Here is a 19,218-nt window from a genome sequence, read left to right as displayed (position 1 = left end):
CTGGCATCCGAAGGAACGGGTGGGCGGGGGCAAGTGGAACATTCTCAGAGCACGGGCGCGGGTCTGGTGCTGGCCGGTCGCTACCGGCTGGGCGAGTCCATCGGCAGCGGTGGCATGGGCAAGGTCTGGCGTGCCCACGATGAGGTCCTGCACCGGGTCGTCGCGGTCAAGGAGTTGACGGCGGGTCGCTACGTCTCCGAGGCCGACCGGGTCGTCCTGCACGCCCGCACGCAGAAGGAGGCGCGCGCCGCCGCCCGCATCACGCACCCCGGCGTCGTCACCGTCCACGACGTGCTGGAGCACGACGACCGCCCGTGGATCGTGATGCAGTACGTCGACGGACCCTCCCTCGCCGACGCCGCCAAGAAGTCGGGGCCGCTGGAGGCCCGCGAGGCGGCCCGCATCGGGCTGCACGTCCTGAGCGCGCTGCGGGCCGCGCACGCGGCCGGGGTGCTCCACCGGGACGTGAAGCCCGGCAACGTCCTGCTGGCGCGCGACGGTCAGGTCCTCATCACCGACTTCGGCATCGCCGCGATCGAGGGCGACTCGACCATCACCCGGACCGGGGAACTCGTCGGCTCCATCGACTACCTGGCGCCCGAACGGGTACGGGGCGGCGACCCGGGCCCCGCCTCCGACCTGTGGTCGCTGGGCGCGACGCTGTACACGGCGGTGGAGGGAACGTCGCCGTTCCGCCGGACCTCACCGATCAGCACCATGCAGGCCGTGGTGACCGAGGAGCCGCCCTACCCGGCGCACGCGGGGGCTCTCGCGCCCGTCATCACCGCCCTGCTGCGCAAGGCCCCGGCGGACCGTCCGGAAGCGGCCGAGGCCGAGCGGATGCTGATGGAAGCGATGGAGGGGCGCAGCCCCGCCGCCGCGCAGGCGTACGTGCCCACCCAGAGGGTGCGGGAGGAGGACCTGCGCTCCGCGACGGCCCAACTCCCGCCGCCCGACGCGGTACCGGACCCGTACCCAGCCGCGGCGAGTGCGCGCCCGGGCCCGGGCAGGCGGCGCGGCCGCGTGGCTCTGCTCGCCGCCGTGCTCGCGGCCGTGATCGGCGGGGCGGCCGTCTTCGCCGCCATGCAGTACGCGGATGACAGCGGCCGCGGCACGGAGGCCGGACCGGACGTCACGCGTTCCACGACACCCGAGTCCACGGCACAGAACCAGCCCGTCGGGGCCGACTGGCACCGGGTCAACGACCCCGACGGCTTCAGCCTGCTCGTGCCCAAGGGCTGGAAGCGCCAGATGGACGGCAACCAGATCGATTACACGCCCGACAACGGCCGTCATCGCATCCGGATCAGCGTCGACCGCTCGCCTGACTTCGAGAACCCGTACATGCACATGCAGGACGTGGAGAAGACCCTCAAGGACCGGCTGCCGGTCTACAAGCGGGTGCAGTTGCACCCCAACACCTTCCGGGACCAGCTCAACTCCTGTCTGTGGGAGTTCACCTGGACGGAGAAGAAGACCCACCCCGGCAAGCGGCACGCGATCGACCAGATCTACTACGCGGACGACGGCACCGAGTACGCGCTCTACATGTCCTCCCCGCAGGAGGACTGGGCGACCACCCGCGAGCAGTTCGATTTCATGCTCAAGAGCTGGAAACCGAAGGGTTCCTGACCGTCCACCATCCGCGAGACGCTGGAGTCGGTGGCCCGGCCGCCGCAAGGCGGGCGCGGTGACGCAGTTCTACGCGCCCGGCGCCCCGCGGCCGGTGGCGGCCGCTGGGTGCCGCCGATCCTGCGGGACAGCCGGGGGGCGCGTTACGGCCTGCTGGGTGGTCTGGTGGCGCTCGCCGTCGCGCTCACCCTGGTCGCCGTCGCGCTCACCCTGGTCGTCGTCGATCCCTTCGGGGGCGACGAGCTGCCGCCCGGCTGGCAGGTGCGCCCGGAGAGCGAGCTCCTGCAGGCCCAGGTGACCGTCCCCGGAGGACTATCGCAAGGCGTCCGACCTCGTCGCCGACTACACGCCCTGCTCGTCGAGTGAGGACGATCCCGTCCGGTACCGGTACCACGAGCTCCTCGTCCCCGGAGAGGGCAGGACGTTCTGGCACCTGCGCGTGAAGGTGCCCGCCGCGGGGAAGGGCGCCACGGACGGCGAGGCGCTGTACGCGGAAGTCGTGAAAGGCCTGAAGATCCAGGGTCCGTAGCGGCCATAAGCCCCTGATCAGGGCTTATGTGCCAGTGATCGCTGGCGTGGTTGTGGGTACCCGGTGAAAAGGTATTACCGACGGGTACCCAAAGGCCCGGATGCCGCATACCCTCGCCCCCATGACGGACTCGCAGGCCACCACCGCCGCCCCCGGTACGCACGGCACGAACCCCATCGCCCCCGCCCCGGCCGGCGCACGGACCGCCGCCGACGTGGTCACTCCCGAAGTGGTCGCCCAGCTCACCCGGGGGGTCGTCGGCTCCGGCCGGACCGCCAACCACACCCCGTTCACCGGGGACAAGCTGGCGGACCTGCCCGAGTCCACGCCCGAGGACGTCGCCGAGGCCTTCACACGCGCCCGCGCCGCCCAGCCCGCCTGGGCCGCCACACCGGTCCGCGCCCGCGCCGCCGTGCTGCTGCGCTTCCACGACCTCGTACTGGAGCGGCAGGCCGAGGTCCTCGACCTGATCCAGCTGGAGACGGGCAAGGCCCGGCTGCACGCGCACGAGGAGGTCCAGGCCGTCGCCGTCGCCGCCCGGCACTACGGCCGCAAGGCCGCCTCGTACCTCAAGGCCAAGCGGCACACCGGCGTCGTCCCGACCCTCACCAAGGTGACCGAGCTGCGTCAGCCGCGCGGGGTCGTCGGCCAGATCGCGCCGTGGAACTACCCGCTGGAACTGTCCGTGGGTGACGCCCTGCCCGCCTTCGTCTCCGGCAACGCCGTCGTCATGAAGCCCGACACCGAGACCGCGCTGACCGCGCTGTGGGCGCGGGACCTGCTGGTCGAGGCCGGTCTGCCCGCCGAGGTCTTCCAGGTCGTCCTCGGCGACGGACCCGTCGTCGGCCCCGAGGTCGTCAAGCACGCCGACTACGTCTCCTTCACCGGCTCCACCCGGACCGGCCGCGAGGTCGCCCGGGGCGCGGCCGCCCGTCTCGTCGGTGTCTCCCTCGAACTCGGCGGCAAGAACGCCATGCTCGTGCTGCGCGACGCGGACATCGAGAAGGCCGCAGCCGGCGCCGTGCGCGCCTGCTTCTCCTCCGCCGGACAGCTCTGCATCTCCATCGAGCGGTTGTACGTCCACGACTCGATCGCCGACGCGTTCATCGAGCGGTTCGCCGCCCGTACGAAGGCGATGCGGCTCGGCAACTCCCTCGCCTACGGCGCCGACATGGGCTCGCTCGTCGGCGAGCGCCAGCTGGAGACCGTCACCAAGCACGTCGACGAGGCCGTCGCCAAGGGCGCAAGGCTCGTCGCCGGCGGCGTCGCCCGCCCCGACATCGGCCCGCTCTTCTACGAGCCGACCATCCTCGACGGCGTCGAGGCGCCGATGGCCGTGTGCACCGAGGAGACCTTCGGCCCGGTCGTCTCGATCTACCGCTTCACCGACGAGGACGAGGTCGTCGAGCTGGCCAACGCCACCCCCTACGGCCTCAACTCCAGCGTCTGGACGACGGACTCGCGCCGGGGCCACGCGGTCGCGGCCCGGCTGCGCACCGGCACGGTCAACATCAACGAGGGGTACGCCCCCGCCTACGGCAGCGTCCAGTCCCCGATGGGTGGCATGAAGGACTCCGGCCTCGGCCGCCGGCACGGCTCCGAGGGCATCCTCAAGTACACCGAGGCCCAGACCGTCGCCCAGCAGCGGCTCATCCCGCTCGCGCCGTCCTTCGGGATGGACGACGAGAAGTACGCCGCCTTCATGAGCACCAGCCTCAAGGTGATGAAGGCCCTTCGCCTGCGCTAGAAGCCCGCACTTTCTCGACGAGGAGAGCCATGACCCAGGTACCCCCTGCCCGAAACCAGGCCGACGAGGGCTCCGGCGAGGACTCGGCGTACGACTACGACGTCATCGTCATCGGCTCGGGCTTCGGCGGCTCGGTGTCGGCGCTCCGGCTGACCGAGAAGGGCTACCGGGTCGGTGTCCTGGAGGCGGGCCGCCGATTCACCCGCGAGACCCTGCCCAAGAACTCCTGGGACCTGCGCAACTACCTCTGGGCGCCCGCCCTCGGGCTCTTCGGCATCCAGCGGGTGCATCTGCTGGGCAATGTGATGGTGCTCGCGGGCGCGGGGGTGGGCGGCGGCTCACTGAACTACGCCAACACCCTCTACGTACCGCCCGCGCCGTTCTTCGACGACCCGCAGTGGAAGGACATCACCGACTGGCAGGGCGAGCTCGGCCCGTACTACGACCAGGCCAAGCGGATGCTGGGCGTACGGCTCAACCCCACCATGACCCCGTCGGACGTCCATCTGAAGGCGACCGCGCAGGCCATGGGGGTCGGGGACTCCTTCCACATGGCACCCGTCGGTGTCTTCTTCGGGGACGGCAAGGACGCCGTGGGCGGGGACGGGGGCGGAGCGGCGAAGGTCCGGCCGGGCGGAACCGTCGACGACCCGTACTTCGGTGGCGCCGGGCCGTCCCGCCGCGCCTGCACCGAGTGCGGCGAGTGCATGACCGGCTGCCGCCACGGCGCGAAGAACACCCTCAACGAGAACTACCTCTACCTCGCCGAGAAGGCGGGCGCGGTCGTCCACCCGATGACGTCGGTCGTCGCCCTCACCGAGGACTCGCGCGGCGGCTTCGCCGTGAGGACCCTCCCCAGCGACAAGAAGCGCAAGGGGCAGGGCCGTACGTTCACCGCCCGCCGGGTCGTCGTCGCGGCCGGCACCTACGGCACCCAGACCCTGCTGCACCGGATGAAGGACACCGGGCTGCTGCCCAGGATCTCGACGCGCCTCGGCGAACTGACCCGTACGAACTCCGAGGCGCTGGTCGGCGCCCAGACCGACAGCCGCCGCTACCGCAGGCGCCACGGCGCGGAGAAGGTCGACTTCACCCGGGGCGTCGCGATCACTTCCTCCATCCACCCGGACGAGAACACCCACATCGAGCCCGTCCGTTACGGCAAGGGCTCCAACGCCATGGGCAGCCTGACGATCCTCCAGGTGCCCTACCGCACCCGGGCCCGGGTCGCCGGATGGGTCGGCAATGTCGCCAGGCACCCCTGGCTGGCCGCCCGCTCGCTCTCCAACCGCCGCTGGTCGGAGCGGACCATCATCGGCCTGGTCATGCAGTCGCTGGACAACTCCCTGACGACGTACCGCAAGCCGAAGGGCCTCGGCAAGGGCCTGCTCACCGCCCGCCAGGGCCACGGCGCACCCAACCCGAACCAGATCCCCGAGGCGACCCGGGCCGCCACCCTGCTCGCCGAGGAGATCAACGGCTTCGCCGGCTCCAACATCGGCGAGCTGATGGGCACGCCGCTCACGGCCCACTTCCTGGGTGGCTGCCCGATCGGCGCGGGGGCGGACTCCGGTGTGATCGACCCGTACCACCGGCTCTACGGCCACCCCGGCATCTCGGTGGTGGACGGCTCGGCGGTCTCGGCGAACCTGGGCGTCAATCCGTCGCTGACGATCACGGCGCAGGCCGAGCGGGCGATGTCCTTCTGGCCGAACAAGGGCGAGGCGGACGCGCGCCCGGCGCAGGGGACCGCTTACGTCCGCCTCGCCCCGGTCGAACCGAAGTCCCCGGCGGTGCCGGCGGACGCGTTCGGCGCGCTGAGGCTGCCGTTCCTGGGGATCCCGGCGGTCCCGCCCAAGAAGTGACCGCCCAGGCGTGAGCCCGCACCGGGCATGAGAAGGGCGCTGCACCCCCCTCCGAGTGCAGCGCCCTTCTGGTCTGTGGTGATGCGGTGTTACGCCGCGGCGTCGCTCCGGCGCCGCTTCAGCGCGAAGACCACACCGGCACCGGCGACGACGGCGATGCCGCCGGCGATCCCGATGGTCGGCAGCATCGAGGACGACCCGGTCTCGGCGAGGTTGCCGGTGACGGGCAGCGGCTTGGCCTCGCCCTGCGGCTTGAGGTCCTGCGAGGGCTTCTCACCGCTGGGCTTGGCGTCGTCGACGTCGTCGGCCTTGGCGCCCGGCTTGACGATCGTGAACGGGTAGACGTCGCCGTTCTCGAAGCAGGCGGCGTTCTCGTCGTCCTCGGCGCCGTCGTCGTATCCGCCCGCGGCGATCATGACGCTCTTACCCGCGGGGGCGCCCTTGTCGATCTTCACGCGGAGGTCGACGGTGACCTTCTGGCCGGCGTCGAGGGGGAACTGACCGAAGAACATGCCGTTGTTGAACGGGCTCTCGGCGAAGTCGTTGACCCACTTGCCGGTCTCGGGGTCCTTGTACTCGAAGTGCGCGTACTTCTCGATGAGCCGCTCGTCGCCCTCCTCGGGGGACGTGCCGTAGGTGGCGGCGGCGTAGACGTTCAGGTCGTCGATGTTCTTCTCGCCGGTGTTCTTCACGTGGAACGTGAAGTTCTTCCAGCCGCTGCCGGCGACGATCTTGTTCGGGAACCCGCCGAGGCCGACCTCGATCGCGGCCTCCTCGCAGTCCGGGAACTCCTCGTCGTCCTCGGCGTCGGTGCCCTTGCCGTCCTTCTCGCCGTCCTGCTTGTCACCCGGCGCGGGAGTGTCGGCGGACGCGAACTTCTTGTCGCCGTTCTTCGCGTCGGCGTTCGTCCCGGAAGACGCGGCGTCCTCGGTCCCGGCGGGCGCGGAGGCGTCGGCGGACGGCGTGGAGGCGGTCTCGGGCGTCGAGCCGTCCCGCAGGTCGTCGTCGGTCGCGGTGCCGCCGGTCGTGGTCGCACTGGCACCCGCTGTGCCCGGCGTACCGGTCGCGCCACCCGTGGACGCGTACGCGGCAGGCGCCACCAGGAAGGCGGCGGGAGCTATGACGACGGTCGCGGCGGCGACCGCCATGGCACGGCGAAGCTTCATGAAGACCTCAGGGACGTCAGGGGTGCCGCGAGACACGGCACAGGGCGGGGGCCGGCCCCGAGTGGCGGTCACGGGTGTGGCGGGTGGTTCCGCATGCATGACCTGTGACCAGGCGGATTGGTTGCACGTGAACTCACAGAATCTTTATGTGTCACCCGTCACACCCGGCGCGTCGCGTGGCGCTCGCGAGGGGACCGTGTCGGCACGGACACCACAGCGCCCCGGTGGGGCGCGCGCCGCTCAGGGCCTCCCTGCCCGGTGCGGCCGTCCCTCGGAGGGCCGCAGTCTGCTTCCGGAGCTGACCGGGTGATGAGCGAGGGCCCCGTGGATCTTCCGTCCACGGGGCCCTCGGCCGTCGGCACCGACGCCGGGGAACGTCGATGCCGCGGGGCGGCGCCGGGGGTAGCGCCGCGTGGGAGCGGGTCGTGCGAGTCCGTGCGGTCCGCCGGGTGGCCGCCCCGGCGCGCGAGGGGAGTGCGCGTGGTGTGGACCTCTGGCAGTGCGGGGGTGGAGCAGCGCCGTACGGGAGTGCGAGGGAGCGCGAGGCGACTGCTCTGCATCGTGCTCGCGGTCGGCGGCCGACGCAACCGTCCTGACCGGATGCGGTCGGCTCCGGGCGTCCCCGGAGCCGACCGTCCCTTCTTGGTGACCGGGCTGCTGTCCCCTGCCGTCCGGTCACACGCGCCGGGGCGAGGTCCCACGACGTGCCGAGAGCACGTCACACGCCCCAGCGGAGCCACGCGTGGTTTCTTCGGTCCCGCCCCTGGCTGACGCGGATACCGGGACCAACGAAGCCGCGCGTGGAGCGGTCACGCGCCGTACGGGTGAGGACGGGCCCGAACGCAGATCCGTACCCCGGTCGGGGCCGGGGGCTCAGACACGGCCCCGGCACAGCTCCAGCATCGTCATCGCCAGGGAGGTGCCCGGCTTGCCCAGGGCATCCCTGTAGTGCCCCAGGACCTCCATCTCGCGCGCCAGGTTCACCCGGCGGCCTCCGGAGGTGACGCGAGCCTCCTGGATCACGGCCGAGACGGCCATCCGTTCCTGGATGAGCCCGATGATCCGGTCGTCGAGGGCGTCGATGCGCTCGCGGGCGTCTCCGATGAGCGTGGCGGCCTCGTCGGTACGCGCGCCGGTCTTCTCCGTGGCGGTCGTGGCGGTCGTGGCGGTCGTGGCAGTGGTGGTGGCAGTCATGGTGGGGTTCTCCTCCGCTGGAGTCGGTCGGAGCCCCGGAGCGGCACGGCCCGGAAACGACAGAACGCCCCGGGCCTTGTCGGCCCGGGGCGCCTGGGAAGTCGCTTGTCAGCTCAAGCAGCACGACCATGGCAGCCGGACGGGCCGGTGCCATAGGTAAAGACGAAGGTCATCTGCTTGTGCATGCGGACAGTATGGACCGGGGGCGGCCGCTCGGACCAGCCGCGGTTCGGATGGTGAGACGAAAAGTCACCCCTCCGCGCCGGTAGAATCGACAAATACAGACCCCTCCTACCGCCGGAAGGCCGCCGAAGTGTCATCAGCGTCCCCCGCTGCCGCGCCCGACGTCACCAACCCGGACGTAGTCCTCGTTGTCGACTTCGGCGCGCAGTACGCCCAGCTCATCGCCCGCCGCGTCCGCGAGGCCCGGGTCTACAGCGAGATCGTCCCGTCCACCATGCCGGTGGCCGAGATGCTGGCCAAGAACCCGAAGGCGATCATCCTCTCCGGCGGCCCGTCCTCCGTGTACGCGCAGGGCGCCCCGCGCCTCGACCGCGAGATCTTCGAGGCCGACGTCCCCGTCCTCGGCATGTGCTACGGCTTCCAGCTGATGGCGACGACCCTCGGTGGCACCGTCGACAACACCGGCGCCCGTGAGTACGGCCGTACGCCGCTGCACGTCTCCAAGTCCGGCTCGACCCTCTTCGAGGGCACCCCGCTCGAGCAGTCGGTGTGGATGTCGCACGGCGACGCCTGCTCGGCCGCCCCCGAGGGCTTCACGGTCACCGCGTCCACGGACGTCGTGCCGGTCGCCGCCTTCGAGAACGACGAGAAGAAGCTGTACGGCGTGCAGTACCACCCCGAGGTGATGCACTCCACGCACGGCCAGCAGCTCCTCGAGCACTTCCTCTACCGGGGCGCCGGCATCGAGCCGTCCTGGACGACGCACAACGTGGTCGAGGAGCAGATCGCCCTCATCCGCGAGCAGGTCGGCACCAAGCGCGCCATCTGCGGCCTGTCCGGCGGCGTCGACTCGGCGGTGGCCGCGGCCCTCGTCCAGAAGGCCATCGGCTCCCAGCTGACCTGCGTGTACGTGGACCACGGTCTGATGCGCAAGGGCGAGACCGAGCAGGTCGAGAAGGACTTCGTGGCCGCCACCGGCGTCTCGCTGAAGGTCGTCGACGCGCAGGAGCGATTCCTCAACGCGCTCGCCGGCGTCTCCGACCCCGAGGAGAAGCGGAAGATCATCGGCCGCGAGTTCATCCGGGTCTTCGAGCAGGCGCAGGCCGAGATCATCGCGGAGGCCGCGGGCGGCGAGGAGGTCGCCTTCCTGGTGCAGGGCACCCTCTACCCGGACGTCGTCGAGTCCGGCGGCGGTACCGGCACCGCCAACATCAAGTCCCACCACAACGTGGGCGGACTGCCCGACGACATCGAGTTCGAGCTCATCGAGCCGCTGCGCAAGCTGTTCAAGGACGAGGTCCGGATGGTCGGCCAGGAACTGGGCCTGCCCGAGGAGATCGTCCAGCGGCAGCCGTTCCCCGGCCCCGGGCTCGGTATCCGTATCGTCGGCGAGGTCACCAAGGACCGCCTCGACCTGCTGCGCGAGGCCGACGCCATCGCCCGCGAGGAGCTGACGGCGGCTGGGCTCGACCGTGACATCTGGCAGTGCCCGGTGGTCCTGCTGGCGGACGTCCGCTCGGTCGGTGTCCAGGGTGACGGCCGCACCTACGGCCACCCCATCGTGCTGCGGCCGGTCTCGTCCGAGGACGCCATGACGGCGGACTGGACGCGGATGCCGTACGACGTCCTGGCGAAGATCTCGACGCGCATCACCAACGAGGTCCCCGATGTGAACCGTGTGGTGCTGGACGTCACCAGCAAGCCGCCGGGCACCATCGAGTGGGAGTAGTCCTCCCGTAGGCCCACGGGCTGACGGCCCTGCCGTCCGGCCCGGTTCAACGGCGCCGCCCCTGCCCGGGGCGGCGCCGTTGTCGTCCCCGCACGACTCTGTTCACCTGCCGTAACGCGCGGTAGCTTCCGGCGCATGAGCGAGATACCGGCCCCCTTCCCCGCCTCCGTTCCCGGCTTCGCCCCCACCCCCACACCCGTCCCCGTCGAGCGGCTCCACTTCGCGATGCCGCCGGTCCACGCGACCACGGACGAGGAGCGGACCTCGCGCAAACAGAGACTGGCCGGTGCCCTGCGGCTCTTCGGGCGGTTCGGCTACGAGGACGGTGTCTCCGGCCACATCACGGCCCGGGACCCCGAGTACGCCGACTGCTACTGGGTGAACCCCTTCGGGGTGCCCTTCGCCGAGGTGACCGCGAGCGATCTCCTCCTGGTCAACGGCGAGGGCCAGGTCGTCCAGGGCACGCACCATGTGAACCAGGCCGCGTTCGCCGTCCACGCGCAGGTGCACCGCGCCCGGCCCGACGTGGTCGCCGTCGCGCACAGCCACTCCCTGTACGGGCGGGCCCTGGCCGCACTCGGCGAGCTGATCGAGCCCCTCACCCAGGAGGCTTGCGCGTTCTACGAGGATCACGCCCTCTACGACGCGTACACCGGGGTCGTCGTGGACGAGGAGGAGGGGCGGCGCATCGCCGCCGCGGTCGGCGCGTACAAGGCGATCGTGCTGCGCAACCACGGGCTGCTCACGGTCGGTGACTCGGTCGACGCGGCGGCCTGGTGGTTCATCGCGATGGAGCGCTGCAGCCAGGTCCAGCTGGCGGCGCGGGCCGCGGGCAAACCGGTGCTGATAGAGCACCGGGACGCGGTGGCCACGCGGGAGCAGCTCGGCAGCGATCTGGTCGCCTGGATCAACTACCAGCCGTTGTGGCGCCGGATCAGCCGTGCGGAACCAGAACTACTGACCTGATGGTTGTGTGACGGAGGTACTTCTCAGTCAACCCGATGGTGGGCCAATCACCCGGATCGGCTCGTTTCGCCGCCTCTTCCGACCTTCCCGTACGGCACAATTCCCTTGAAATGACTGATAGTTCGATAGGGGTGGGGAAGGGTGGCGTTCCGGCGTGGCGGTGCAAGAGGCGAGACAGCGCAGTGACTGCGCGGACTGTGCGAACGGCGTGCACGGCGCACGGGAAGGGCACCGGCGGGCTGTCGCCGCGTTCCTCGCCCAGCGGGATGAATTCGCCGCGGGAAAGGGGCTTCCGGCGGCGGTCGCCCACTCGGCCGGGGCATCGCGGCAGTGGGTGTCGGACGAACTGACCCAGTCCGCGCGGACGGTCGCCGAGCGCGGCCGCGAGGCGGGCGCGTCCTGGCTCCACCTGGTCTGGCGCGGCACCCTGCTCCTCCTGTGGGGAAGTGTGGTCGCCCTGCTGCTCGGGCAGGCCTTCACCGCGATCGGCGTCGGCTGGACCGGCGCGCGCACCGCCGCCCTCGCCGCCACACTCCTCACCGCCGGCCTGCTGACCCTGGCGGCCTCGGCCCACCGCTCCCGCGGCGGTCTCCTAGCCCCCGTGATCGGCGACGACAACCGGCTCTCCACCTCCCGTGCGGTCGCCGCCTCCTGGCTGATGCTCGCCGCCTTCTCGGTCCTGCTCCTCGCTCTGCGGCTCGCGGGCGCGTCCGACCCCGCCGAACGGGATCACCTGATCGCCGGCCTCGAACTCGCCCGGGGCGCCGCCCTGCTGACCGTCATCGCGCTGCTGGGCGCGGTCGCCGTGGTCGTGCGCCGTGTGGTGCTCGTACGCGTCCTGGCCCAGCGGCTCCAGAAGGTCCGCGCGGACCGGCCGCGCGCCGCCGACCTGCTCTGCGACGACAACGGCCGGGCCTCCCTCACCGACCTCCAGTACGTGGCCGTCAGCGCGGTCGCCCTCCTCTTCACAGCGATCCGCCTTGGCCGGCGCCCCGACCAGATCCCGGAGTTGCCCTGGTCCCTCGCCGTCCTGGTGGGCCTCTCCGCGGTGATCTACCTGGCTGGGAAGTACGCGGAGGGCAGCCGCCCGGCGATCCTGTCGGTGGTCCGCGCGCACGAGGCCGGTGACCTCGACGGCCCCATTCGCACCGGCGACGACATCGAGATCCGGGGCATCGGCTTCGTCCCGCCGGGTGCCTCCACGGCCGACCATCTGACCCGTCTGATGGTGCGCGTCGGCCCGGTCCACACCCATGTCCCGCTGGTCCCGCTCCCGGGCGGCTTCGCCAACCCGACGGACGCGACCGTGACGGTGCCGCTGCCGGTGGACGTGGAACCGGGGCTGGTGGAGGTGTGGGTGGTGACGTCGGCGGGCCTGGAGAGCAACCGCGTCACCATCGAGGTGATGGAGTGACGTCCGCCCGTCCACCCGTCCTCCCCGTCCGTCCGCCCTTCCGGCCGGATGCGCGGCAGAGGTGACTGAGCGATAGGTGTGCCTCCCGCGTATCCATATCGATGGGGCGCGGGGAGAATCGACCTGCGGACAGTGGCGTGGAGAGGCAGGCCGGCAATGGCACGAACGCACCGGGGGACGACGGCGTACGGACCCGGCGACGGAGTGGGCCAGGGCGGACCCACGGGGTGGAAGGCCGCGGCCTCCCGCTACGCCCTGCTGCCTCTGCGGATCTTCCTCGGGGTGACCTTCGTCTACGCCGGCCTCGACAAGCTCACCGACGACCAGTTCATGGCCGCCGAGGGGAGCGGGTCGATCGGCGAGATGATGCGGGCCGTGCGGGACAGCTCGGCCGTGCCCTGGCTCGTCGACATCGCCCTGAACAACCCGGTGGCCTTCGGTTACGCGATGGGGATCGGCGAGCTGGCGGTCGGTCTCGGTACCCTCCTCGGCCTGTTCGCCCGCCTCGCCGCCCTCGGTGGTGCCCTCATCTCGCTGAGCCTGTGGCTCACCGTGAGCTGGCAGTCGAACCCGTACTACTACGGCAACGACCTGGCCTACCTCATGGCCTGGTTGCCGTTGGTGCTGGCCGGGGCGCCCATGTTCTCCCTCGACGCGGCCCTGGCCGAGCGGCGCCGGCGGATCGCGTAGGCGGTCCAGGTCGCCACGCTCGCCAGCAGCAGGCCGCCGCAGAACAGCGGGATCACCGCGTACCACGGTGTCTGCCAGGCGCCGGCCGCGTCACCCCCGAACAGGGCCGCGACGGCGAGACCGGTGGCGCCGACGATCAGGCGGCCCGGACGGAACTCATGAAGCAGCACGGGTGACCTCCACCTGGCCGAGCCCGACCTCGAGGGTGAGGTCCAGGGTGCCCGCCGGGGCGGCGCCGGGCGGCGGGGTGAGCGTCCGGAACACCTCCCTGTCCGGGGCGACGTCGATGTCGTTCGGTGGCTCGTCGGGCAAGCGCAGATCGCCCAGGCCCACCTCGGCGTGCAGCTTCACCGTCACGTTCTTCGGTACGACGACCTTGAGCTGCCCGGCGCCGACCTCGACCCGGGTGGTGACCGTCCGGTCCTTGGGGACCGTGAGCGCGGACAGGTCGAGGTCCCCGACGCCGGAGCCCAGTTCGTACCTCGGCTGGACCGCGGTGACCGAGGCCGGTTTCCAGGTCGTGCGGGCCCAGTCCGTACTGATCTCCTTGGGCAGCGCGGCCGCCACCATCAGCAGTCCGGCGGTGACCACCGTCAGGAACAGCGTGCCGAAGCCGGTGCGGCCCAGGAAGCTGCTGATCACCAGACCCAGGGCGAGGACGGCGAGCGCGCAGACGAGACCGGTCTGCAGGCTGGTGCCGAGCGGCTGGGTGTCCCAGCTCAGGCCGGTGCCGAGGCCGCCCGCGACCAGCGCCAGCACGAAGACAAGGCCGCCGATGGAGCGCGGGCCGCGCACCGGCTCGAGCCTGGGTACGGGCATGTCGTGGATGCGACGGGCCGCCGACATGTCCGCCGCGATCGAGTCCGGGGGCCCCCACAGATAGCCGGCCGGGACCGGACCGGTCGTCCCGTCCTTCACGATCGGGTCCCGCCACCACGACGGACTGTCGGGCGGCGGCGGTGCCTTCGTCTCGGGCGGTGCCTCGGCCACCGCCTGGGCCGTCGCAGGATCCAGCGGGGCCTCGGTCTCCGTGGCGAGCCGACGGCGCTGCGACCAGACGGCCGCGCCGCTCGTCGCTATGGACAGCATCATGGCGAAGCCGAGGGTGCCGCCGCTGCCCAGCATCGACAGGAACACGCCGCAGCCGACGAGGGCCATCAGTATCGCGGTCAGCGAAGCACCGTCCACCCGGCCGGAGAGCAGCTTGCGGGCCTCGTTCTCGTCGTCCCCGTCCGCGGGGACGAACAGCCAGGCGAAGCCGTAGAAGATCAGGCCGATGCCGCCCGTCACGGAGAGCACGCCGAGCACGATCCGGAAGAACACCGGGTCGAGGTCGAAGTGCCGGCCGAGGCCGCCGCACACGCCGGCCACCACCTTCTGCCGCGGCGTGCGCCGCAGCCGCGGTGGGGGCGGGGCCTCCGGCGGAGAGGGCATCGTGCTCGTCATACGTCCATGGTGACGGGCCGCACGGCGGTGCGGCACCCGCCCCGACCCTGGTCGGTCCCTGATATTGACCCCGAGCCGGGCCCGGGGCGCGGGACGGGGCGGGCTCACCCGGGGCGGGGCACGCACGGCGATCGCAGGGGCCGGGGGACTGGGAGGACACCGAGGGACGCCACGGTCGCCGACGGACGCCGGGTCGAGTGGATCAGGGTCGTCTCAGGGGCCCACCCTGATGCCCGCGACCGCACGACCGTGTGACCATCGGGGCATGCCAGCCGCCACCCGACTGCCCGAGACCGACGATCCGCCCGTGCGCAAGCTCTACCGCAGCGCGGACGGCCGGCTCCTCGGCGGGGTCGCGCGCGGACTGGCCGGGCACCTAGGGCTGCCGGTCATCTGGGTGCGCTTCGTCTTCCTGGCGCTGTTCCTCGCCGAGGGCCTCGGCGCGCTGCTCTACGCCGTCTTCTGGATCGTCGTCCCACTGGGCGTGGGAGGCCGGGCGAACGAGCCGAAGTCCGTCTTCGAGATCACACCCGACGGCCGGCGCCGGCTCCGCAAGCCCGACAAGGGCCAGGTCTTCGCCCTGATCGCGCTGCTGATCGGCGCGGCCGTCTTCGTCTCCAACGTCAACATGGGCAGCGAGGCCAACCGGTACATCTGGCCGACGCTGCTGATCGGCGTCGGCGTGATCCTGGTCTGGCGGCAGGCGGACAACGCCCGCCGCGCCAGCTGGACCGAGGACGGCCGCCGCCGGCGCGCCCTGCAGCTCGCCCGCGGCCTCGGCGGTGTCGCCCTGGTCGGCATGGGCCTGACCGCCTTCATGGTCGTGCGCGGCTCGGCGGCCCAGCTCGGCACCGCGCTGACCGCCGCGATCGCCGTCCTCGCCGGGATGGCGCTGCTCGCCGGTCCCTGGCTGGTGAGGATGACGCAGGACCTCTCCGAGGAGAGGACCATGCGAATCCGCGCCCAGGAGCGGGCGGAGGTGGCGGCGCACGTCCACGACTCCGTCCTGCACACCCTCACCCTGATCCAGCGCAACGCGGACGACGCCGGTGAGGTGCGCCGGCTCGCCCGCGCCCAGGAGCGGGAGCTGCGCAACTGGCTGTACAAGCCGGAGGGCACGGGCAAGGACGAGGACGAGGACGAGGAGCCGGCCACCCTCGCCGAGGCGGTGAAGAAGGCGGCCGCCGAAGTCGAGGACAAACACGGCGTCCCGCTGGAGGTCGTCGTCGTGGGGGACTGCCCGCTCGACGAGAAGCTGGCCGCACAGATGCAGGCCGCGCGCGAGGCGATGGTCAACGCCGCCAAGTACGGTGGCGAGGGCGGGGCGGTGCAGGTCTACGCGGAGGTCGAGGGCCGCACGGTCTTCGTCTCCGTCCGGGACCGGGGGCCGGGCTTCGACCTGGATTCCGTCCCCGGTGACCGGATGGGCGTACGAGAATCGATCATCGGCCGGATGCAGCGCAATGGCGGTTCGGCCCGGCTGCGATCCGTACCCGGCGGGGGCACGGAAGTGGAGCTTGAGATGGAGAGGGCGGACGGATGAGCGACGAGACGGCGGATGCGACGGAGACGGGTTCGGCCACGGAGCGTCGTGTGCGGGTCGTGCTCGTCGACGACCACCGGATGTTCCGTACCGGCGTGCAGGCGGAGATCGGCCGGACCGAGGTCACGGGCGTCGAGGTGGTCGGTGAGGCCGCCGACGTGGACCAGGCGGTCACCGTCATCACCGCGACCAGGCCCGAGGTGGTCCTGCTCGATGTGCATCTGCCCGGCGGAGGCGGTGTCGAGGTGCTGCGCCGCTGCGCGAGTCTGATGTCGGCCCACGAGAACCCCGTGCGCTTTCTGGCCCTGTCGGTCTCCGACGCCGCCGAGGACGTCATCGGCGTCATCCGCGGCGGTGCCCGCGGCTATGTCACCAAGACGATCACGGGTACGGACCTGGTGGACTCGATCTTCCGGGTGCAGGACGGCGACGCGGTGTTCTCGCCGCGCCTGGCCGGCTTCGTCCTGGACGCGTTCGCGTCGACGGACGCCCCGCCGGTCGACGAGGACCTGGACCGGCTCACCCAGCGCGAGCGCGAGGTGCTGCGGCTGATCGCCCGGGGTTACGCGTACAAGGAGATCGCCAAGCAGCTCTTCATCTCGGTGAAGACGGTCGAGTCGCATGTCTCCGCGGTCCTGCGCAAGCTCCAGCTCTCCAATCGGCACGAGCTGACGCGCTGGGCGACGGCACGGCGTCTTGTGTGACGGTGCGACGTTGTGTAACGGCCGTCGTCGGGTGATCGTCGGGTAACTGGTACGTGGCCGCGGCAACCCGCGCGGGACGGTGGGGCTCTTCACCCATGTGATGAGCCTGACTGGAACTCCGTTCTTCGTGACCGCGATCGCCCTCGCGGTGGTCGCGGTGCTGCTGCCCCTCCTGCTGTGGAGCCGGCTGCGAGGGCCCGCCCTCGTACGAGGGGTCTGCCGGCTGGCCATGGTGGGGTTCGCGCAGGTCACCGCGATCGTGGTGGTCTTCGTGGCGGTGAACAACGCCAACAGCCTCTACGACAGTTGGGCGGACCTGCTCGGCACGGGCAGTCATGTGGACTCGGCGATCGACCTCGGCCCCGACGGCACCGGCGGCAAGCGGGTGGCCGAACTGCCAAAGGTCAGGCAGTCCTTCGAGGCGGTCGACGACCCGGCGATGGGCCCGGGCGTCCGCAAGACCGTGCTGGACGGGCAGGTGTCCGGGGTGAAGGCCGAGGTGTACGTGTGGCTGCCACCGCAGTACGACGACCCCGCCCACAGCAACCGGACGTTCCCCGTCGTGGAGCTTCTGGGCGGCTTCCCCGGCTCGCCCAAGGCCTGGTTCGGCAGCCTGCGCGCCAACCAGCAGCTGGCACCGCTCATGCGGCAGGGGAAGGTGGCGCCGTTCATCCTCGTCGCCCCGCGCACGAACCTCCTCGGAGACACCGACACCGGCTGCGCCAACATCCCCGGCAAGGTCAACGCCGACACCTGGCTGAGCGTCGACGTCCGCAAGATGGTCACCGACAACTTCAGGACCTCGCCGAAGGCCGAGGGCTGGGCGGTGGCCGGGTATTCGGCCGGTGCGCACTGCGCCGCCAAGCTGGCGATCGCCCACCCGGACCGCTACCGCGCCGGGGCCAGCCTGTCCGGCTACAACGACCCCGGCGCCGAGCCCGCCTCGCTGACCGCGAAGACCCCGCGGCTGCGGCACGACCACAACCCGCTGACCATGCTGAAAACGGCCACGACCCCGCCGCGCACCACGCTCCTGTTCACTGGGGAGGGCAACGACGGCTACCGGCAGGGGCTCGCCCTGCGGGCGGTGGCCAAGCCCCCGACCCGGGTCGACACCCGCCTGGTGACGGGCGGCCACCGGACCTCCACCTGGACGCGGCAGGTCCCCGCGCTCTTCGAGTGGCTGACCCGGCAGATCGGCGCTTCCTCCGCGCCCGGGGAGCCGCAGGGCGAGGACGCCGGCCGGGGGACCACGCGGACGAGCGGTCAGCCGACCCGGGTCGCACCCGCGAACGGCATCTGATCGAGCGGAGCGACACGCACCGGGGCGCCCGGGCGGGGGGCGTGGATCATCTGCCCGCCGCCGATGTAGAGCCCGACGTGGCTGATGCCCGAGTAGAAGAACACCAGATCCCCGGGGGCGAGTTCGGAGCGGGCGACGCGCCTGCCCGCGTTGATCTGGGTGTAGGTGGTGCGCGGCAGGGAGACGCCGGCGGAGCGCCAGGCGGCCTGCGTGAGGCCGGAGCAGTCGAAGGCGTTCGGCCCTGTGGCGCCCCAGACGTACGGCTTGCCGAGCGCCCCGTACGCGTAGGAGACCGCTTGCGCCGCGCGGGAGTTGGGGGCTGTGGCCGAGCCGCGCGGGGTCCCGCGGGCGGCGCGTTCCGCCGACGTCGCGTCTGCCGGGCCGCCCCCGGGGCCGGTGCCCCCGCCCTCGTACCGTGCCCGCTGCTCGGCGGTGAGCCGGGCCAACATGGTCTCCGCGTCGCGCAGCTTCCCCTGGATCGTCGCCTTGTGGGTCCTCAGCTCGGCCTGCCGGGCCTTGAGGTCGCGCAGCTTGCTCTCCGACTCGGCGCGCAGCCGGCCGATCTCGGCGAGCTGCCGGCGTACGGAGGCGATGGCGGTGGCCTGCCGCTCGCCGACCCGCTCGGCGAGCGCCGCGCGCTCCAGATACTCGTCCGGGTCGGAGGTGAGCGCGAGCTGGAAGGCGGGGTCGATGCTGCCCGAGCGGTACTGCGCGGTGGCGATCGAACCAAGGGCGTTGCGGGTGGTGTTGAGCCGCTCGGTCCTGCGGGCGGCCTCGTCGCGCAGCTCGTCGAAGGAGCTGCGCGCCGCGTCGGCCTTCTCCTTGGCGCCGTTGTACTTCTCGGTGGCCTCCTCCGCCTCCTGGTACAGCGCGTCGATCTTGGCCTTGACCTGCGTGGGAGTGAGCCGGGGCTCGGCGTGTCCCGATCCTTCGAAGGCGGTCGCGGTCGCGGCGGAGGCGAGCGCGAGCGTCGCGGCTGTACGGGCAGCCGGTCCGCGAAGGGGTCGTTGTCTGGGTTTCCGGTGCGCTGCCACGAGGGCGGGTCACATCCTTTCCCGGCGGGGTCCTGGGGGAGGACGCTAAACCTGTGCGTCACGGGCGAGCGGC

Annotated in this window: 16 protein-coding genes; 11 read left to right on the top strand and 5 right to left on the bottom strand. The window is 71.6% G+C overall.

Features of this window, described 5'->3' with window-relative positions:
* Positions 1-33 precede the first annotated feature (33 nt).
* The 4 genes from ACZ7J0_RS11735 (at position 34) to ACZ7J0_RS11720 (ending at position 5,773) form a co-directional block, all read left to right on the top strand.
* Positions 34-1,632 carry a serine/threonine-protein kinase gene (locus ACZ7J0_RS11735; RefSeq protein ID WP_470886361.1) on the top strand — a complete coding sequence of 533 codons (1,599 nt, stop codon included), beginning with the start codon at positions 34-36 and terminating at the stop codon, positions 1,630-1,632.
* Between the two features lie 30 nt (positions 1,633-1,662).
* Entirely contained in the window at positions 1,663-1,998 is a 336-nt protein-coding gene (locus ACZ7J0_RS11730; protein WP_470886359.1) for a hypothetical protein, read from the top strand.
* A gap of 284 nt (positions 1,999-2,282) precedes the next feature.
* A complete protein-coding gene (locus tag ACZ7J0_RS11725; RefSeq protein ID WP_470886357.1) occupies positions 2,283-3,908 on the top strand; it encodes a succinic semialdehyde dehydrogenase in 1,626 nt (541 codons plus the stop codon).
* Between the two features lie 29 nt (positions 3,909-3,937).
* Complete coding sequence (locus ACZ7J0_RS11720; protein WP_470886356.1) at positions 3,938-5,773, top strand: GMC oxidoreductase; 1,836 nt, start codon at positions 3,938-3,940, stop codon at positions 5,771-5,773.
* An 89-nt stretch (positions 5,774-5,862) separates the two neighbouring features.
* Here the strand turns inward: ACZ7J0_RS11720 and ACZ7J0_RS11715 are convergent, their stop codons facing one another.
* Positions 5,863-6,939 (bottom strand): LAETG motif-containing sortase-dependent surface protein, encoded by a 1,077-nt coding sequence (locus tag ACZ7J0_RS11715; RefSeq protein WP_470886354.1) that lies wholly within the window; start codon positions 6,937-6,939, stop codon positions 5,863-5,865.
* Between the two features lie 873 nt (positions 6,940-7,812).
* Entirely contained in the window at positions 7,813-8,133 is a 321-nt protein-coding gene (locus ACZ7J0_RS11710; RefSeq protein ID WP_470886352.1) for a chorismate mutase, read from the bottom strand.
* Positions 8,134-8,446: 313 nt separating this feature from the next.
* On the opposite strand from ACZ7J0_RS11710, the gene guaA reads away from it, so the two are divergent.
* From guaA to ACZ7J0_RS11690, 4 genes are all read left to right on the top strand, one after another.
* A complete protein-coding gene (guaA, locus tag ACZ7J0_RS11705) occupies positions 8,447-10,045 on the top strand; it encodes a glutamine-hydrolyzing GMP synthase (RefSeq protein WP_470886350.1) in 1,599 nt (532 codons plus the stop codon).
* A 135-nt stretch (positions 10,046-10,180) separates the two neighbouring features.
* Entirely contained in the window at positions 10,181-11,011 is an 831-nt protein-coding gene (locus tag ACZ7J0_RS11700; protein WP_470886348.1) for a class II aldolase/adducin family protein, read from the top strand.
* A gap of 154 nt (positions 11,012-11,165) precedes the next feature.
* Positions 11,166-12,425, top strand: a complete 1,260-nt coding sequence (locus ACZ7J0_RS11695) for a hypothetical protein (RefSeq protein WP_470886347.1) — start codon at positions 11,166-11,168, stop codon at positions 12,423-12,425.
* A gap of 156 nt (positions 12,426-12,581) precedes the next feature.
* Positions 12,582-13,115, top strand: a complete 534-nt coding sequence (locus ACZ7J0_RS11690) for a DoxX family protein (protein WP_470886345.1) — start codon at positions 12,582-12,584, stop codon at positions 13,113-13,115.
* Here the strand turns inward: ACZ7J0_RS11690 and ACZ7J0_RS11685 are convergent.
* Both ACZ7J0_RS11685 and ACZ7J0_RS11680 read right to left on the bottom strand, forming a co-directional pair.
* Positions 13,022-13,285, bottom strand: coding sequence for a hypothetical protein (locus ACZ7J0_RS11685; RefSeq protein WP_470886343.1), 264 nt, complete (start codon positions 13,283-13,285; stop codon positions 13,022-13,024). The two genes, ACZ7J0_RS11690 and ACZ7J0_RS11685, sit on opposite strands and share 94 nt — an antisense overlap.
* Positions 13,272-14,561, bottom strand: coding sequence for a PspC domain-containing protein (locus ACZ7J0_RS11680; protein ID WP_470886341.1), 1,290 nt, complete (start codon positions 14,559-14,561; stop codon positions 13,272-13,274). The genes ACZ7J0_RS11685 and ACZ7J0_RS11680 overlap by 14 nt, the downstream gene beginning before the upstream one ends.
* Before the next feature lie 265 nt (positions 14,562-14,826).
* Between ACZ7J0_RS11680 and ACZ7J0_RS11675 the strand changes: the two genes are divergently transcribed.
* From ACZ7J0_RS11675 to ACZ7J0_RS11665, 3 genes are all read left to right on the top strand, one after another.
* On the top strand, positions 14,827-16,104 hold the full coding sequence (locus ACZ7J0_RS11675; protein ID WP_470886339.1) for a PspC domain-containing protein: 1,278 nt from the start codon (positions 14,827-14,829) through the stop codon (positions 16,102-16,104).
* Positions 16,101-16,808: a LuxR C-terminal-related transcriptional regulator gene (locus ACZ7J0_RS11670; protein WP_470886337.1), complete on the top strand. Its 708-nt coding sequence runs from the start codon at positions 16,101-16,103 to the stop codon at positions 16,806-16,808. The genes ACZ7J0_RS11675 and ACZ7J0_RS11670 overlap by 4 nt, the downstream gene beginning before the upstream one ends.
* A gap of 100 nt (positions 16,809-16,908) precedes the next feature.
* Positions 16,909-18,111, top strand: coding sequence for an alpha/beta hydrolase (locus tag ACZ7J0_RS11665; protein WP_470886335.1), 1,203 nt, complete (start codon positions 16,909-16,911; stop codon positions 18,109-18,111).
* Here ACZ7J0_RS11665 and ACZ7J0_RS11660 read toward each other — a convergent pair.
* Positions 18,075-19,145, bottom strand: coding sequence for a C40 family peptidase (locus ACZ7J0_RS11660; protein ID WP_470886333.1), 1,071 nt, complete (start codon positions 19,143-19,145; stop codon positions 18,075-18,077). The genes ACZ7J0_RS11665 and ACZ7J0_RS11660 overlap by 37 nt on opposite strands.
* Positions 19,146-19,218 lie beyond the last annotated feature (73 nt).

The organism is Streptomyces sp. NPDC038280 (assembly GCF_055600045.1).
Note: the sequence above shows the minus strand (reverse complement) of the source record. Positions and strands in the feature narration are given on the sequence as shown.